The following is a 3,560-nucleotide window of genomic DNA, read 5'->3' on the forward strand; positions in this document are numbered from 1 at the left end:
CCGCAACCCACCGGCTCCGAAACCATATGAATCAGTAGATCGCCACCGGCATCGACCACGAACGGTACGTCAGATCCGCCGAATCCGCCGAATCCGCCGAATCCGTCAGATCCGCCGAATCCGCCAAACGCGCCAGCCGCATCAGCCACACTCGTTCTCCCCGCAAACCGAGCGCCCTCATCGCGCAGTATCCCCGCGATCAAATCCACCGCATACCCCTTGCCACACGCGCCAAAATCCAACGAAACCGGGCCGCGCGTGACCAGCGTGCAGCCATGCCGATCCACATCGTCAGCCCAAGACGCGCGCCCATGAACCGCCCCCACGCGCTCGCGCGCATCGGGCTGCGCGGCGAACGTGTAGGCCGGCCCGTAGCCCAGCCGCGTCAAATCCTCACCCACACAAGGGTCAATCGCGCCGTCGCTCGCCTCGTGCAGCGCGTCATACAGGTCGAACAGGCCGGCCGCCCAATCGGGAAAATCGAAGGAACCGCCACGCTCGGCCCGGCGCATGGCCGCGACCGTGGAATCCTCGCGGAAGCGCGACAACGTCCGCTCATACAGGTCGAGGAAAGACGCGATGCGATTGCGCACGGGCGCATCGACATTGCCGAGGCCGTCACCGAGAGGGGCGCTGATGGTGTCGCTAGGGTCTTTGGCGGGGTGCTCGCCGGGGTGCTCGCCAAGGTTCGGGGAGCCCGATGTACTCCGCGTCCGTGTCCGCGTCCGTGCCGGCATCCGTGCCGGGATCTTCGCTGGCGCCTGCGCCCGCAGCTGCAGCTGCACCACCATGCCGGTTCCCAGCGCCTGCGGAAACGCCATCATCTGCATGTCGTCCATTCTCCGCCTCCTGTCAGCGTCCGTCCGCTCGTCTCGTCCGTCCGCTCGTCCGTCCGTCCGTCTCGTCTTCTCGCTCCGCCCGGCCCACCACCGCATCTCGTCGCTTTGTCCCAGAGCAGATGTTAACCCGTGTGTTTCCAGCCGCCGAGTAGACTGAACCCCATTATGACAGCTCAGAACAGCAACACCAGCCCAACCAGCAGCAGCAACAGCCCAGCCCCCGCAACAACCAGCCCAACCGGCCTGCAATCCCTCGAACACCTCGACGAAGACAACGCGATGGCCCGCGGTCTGAAGAACCGCCACGTACAATTCATCGCCATCGGCGGCACCATCGGCACCGGACTGTTCCTCGGCTCCGGCAAATCCATCGCCCTGACCGGCCCCAGCATCATCTTCGTATACATCGGCGTCGGCCTGATCATGTTCCTGCTGATGCGCGCCATCGGCGAAATGATGTACCGCGACCCCAGCCAGCACACCTTCATCAACTTCATCACCCGCTACCTCGGCCAAGGCTGGGGCAAATTCGCCGGATGGACCTACTGGATCGTGCTGATCCTAACCGGCATGACCGAGATCACCGCGGTCAGCACCTACTTCGTCACCTTCTTCGGCATGTTCGGCATCGAACTGCACGGCTGGAAATGGCTCATCGAACTCTGCTTCCTGGTCGTACTCACCGGCATCAACCTCATCGCCGTGAAAGTGTTCGGCGAAGCGGAATTCTGGTTCTCCATGATCAAAATCACGCTCATCGTCGGCCTGATCGCCACCGCCGTAGTCATGCTGATCGTCGGCTTCCACTACCCGGCCACCACCATCGAAGGCGTGGACGGCACCATTCCGGGCGCATCCGTGTCGCTGACGAACCTGTTCACCGACTTCTCCATCGCGCCGAACGGCTGGATGAACTTCTTCATGAGCTTCCAAATGGTGTTCTTCGCCTACCTGCTCATCGAATTCGTGGGCGTGACGGTTTCCGAAACGCAAAACCCGCGCAAGGTGCTGCCGAAAGCCGTCAACGAGATCATCATGCGCATCCTGATCTTCTACGTGGGCGCGCTGGTCGCCATCATGGCGATCGTGCCATGGCGCAACTTCAAGCCGAACTCCGACGGCTCCTACCCGTCGCCGTTCATCATGGTGTTCAAATACGCGGGCCTCGACTGGGCTGCGGCGCTCGTGTTCTTCGTGGTGATCACTGCGGCCGCGTCGTCGCTGAACTCGCTGCTGTACTCGGCCGGACGCCACCTGTACCAGCTCGCGCAGGATTCGGACGTTCCCGCCATGGCAAGGTTCGCCGAAGTGTCGAACCGCAAGGTGCCGGCGAAGGCGATCATGGCGTCGGGATGCATGATCCTGCTCTCGCCGATCATCAACATGATCCCCGGCGTTTCCAGCGCGTTCGTACTGTTCTCGTCCGCCGCCAGCGCCGTCGTGATCTTCATTTACGTGCTCACCATGCTCGCGCATCGCGGGTATCGCAAGAGCGGCGATTTCATTGCGGACGGCTTCCTGATGCCGGCCTGGAAGGTGACGGATTGGATCGCGATCGCGTTCTTCGTGTTCGTGTACATCACGCTGTTCCTATCGGCGGATACGCGCGGATCGGCGATTGCCGGCGTGGTGTGGCTGCTGGTGTTCGGCGGGTATTGCCTGTTGGGCGAGCGCAAGCGTAGGCGGGCCGAGGCGGCTTAGATCGGCCGAGGCGGCGTAGACCGGCTCAGGCGGGCCGGCGTAGACCGGCCGGGGCGGCTTAGACAAGCCGGCCCGCTTTGTTCCGTTTCCTCCTTTTACCGAAATCAGACAAAAATGGCCTGATTTTGTCTGATTTTGGTAATGGGTGGATTGAGGCGAGTGGCTTTGGACTGGTTCTGGTGATTCGTACCGTTTTCAGACAAAAATGGCCTAATTTTGTCTGATTTCGGTTATGCCACAGAGCCGCCCCATATCGTTTTCAGACAAAATCCCCCTATCTTGTCCGATTCCGGTGATGAGAGGGCAGGAGATGGGGAGGGGCTAGGGAAGCCAGTGGTGTCTTGACCGGAATCGGACAGAAATGGCTTAATTTTGTCTGATTTTGGTAATGGGTGGATTGAGGTGGGTGGTTCTCGGCTGATCCGGGCCGTCTTGAGGGACTATCTCGCTTATTTGTGGCAGATTTGGGGGTCTGCGAGATACTAGGTGGCTTATATATGGCACGTAAAGCGTGATATGCCGAGTATGGCCGTTGGAATTTCGCGGCTTGTACTTGCGATAGCGCGCTTTCGGTGCCATATATAAGCCACCTAGCAAAATTCAAACTCTGAAATCTGCCATATATAAGCCAAGTAGCAAGTTGCGCAGGCTGGATTCGCTTCAGTCCCCTGAGGGGGGTGGCCGGCCTCGTACCGGAATCGGACAAAAATGGGCTGATTTTGTCTGATTTCGGTATGGGGGAGGGGTGGTTTCGGGTGGTCTTGAGTAGGTTCTGGGGGTCTCGTACCGGAATCGGACAGGAATGGGCTGATTTTGTCTGATTTCGGTAGGGGAGGGATGACTTTGGGCGGTTTTGGGTAGGTCTTGGGTGGCCGGCCTCGTACCGGAATCGGACAAAAATGGGGTTATTTTGTCTGATTTCGGTAATGAGGGTTGTTTGGAAAAAGCGCGGGTTGGACTCGGCCGGAATCAGACCAGCCCAATCCAACCCGAATCGCGCCCAAGCCAGCCCGAATCAGG

Annotated in this window: 2 protein-coding genes; one reads left to right on the forward strand and one right to left on the reverse strand. The window is 60.1% G+C overall.

Translation table 11 applies throughout. From position 1 onward, the window contains the following. The coding region (locus KIH75_RS09885; RefSeq protein WP_236028250.1) for an FAD:protein FMN transferase at positions 1-839 on the reverse strand (839 nt) is incomplete at its 3' end. Between the two features lie 165 nt (positions 840-1,004). On the opposite strand from KIH75_RS09885, the gene KIH75_RS09890 reads away from it, so the two are divergent. Beyond that, the gene (locus KIH75_RS09890) at positions 1,005-2,540 is read left to right on the forward strand and encodes an amino acid permease (RefSeq protein WP_219056532.1); all 1,536 of its coding nucleotides are present in this window, start codon (positions 1,005-1,007) and stop codon (positions 2,538-2,540) included. Positions 2,541-3,560: the final 1,020 nt, after the last annotated feature.

Origin of the sequence: Bifidobacterium pongonis (assembly GCF_019331805.1) — a bacterium.
GTDB lineage: Bacteria > Actinomycetota > Actinomycetes > Actinomycetales > Bifidobacteriaceae > Bifidobacterium > Bifidobacterium pongonis.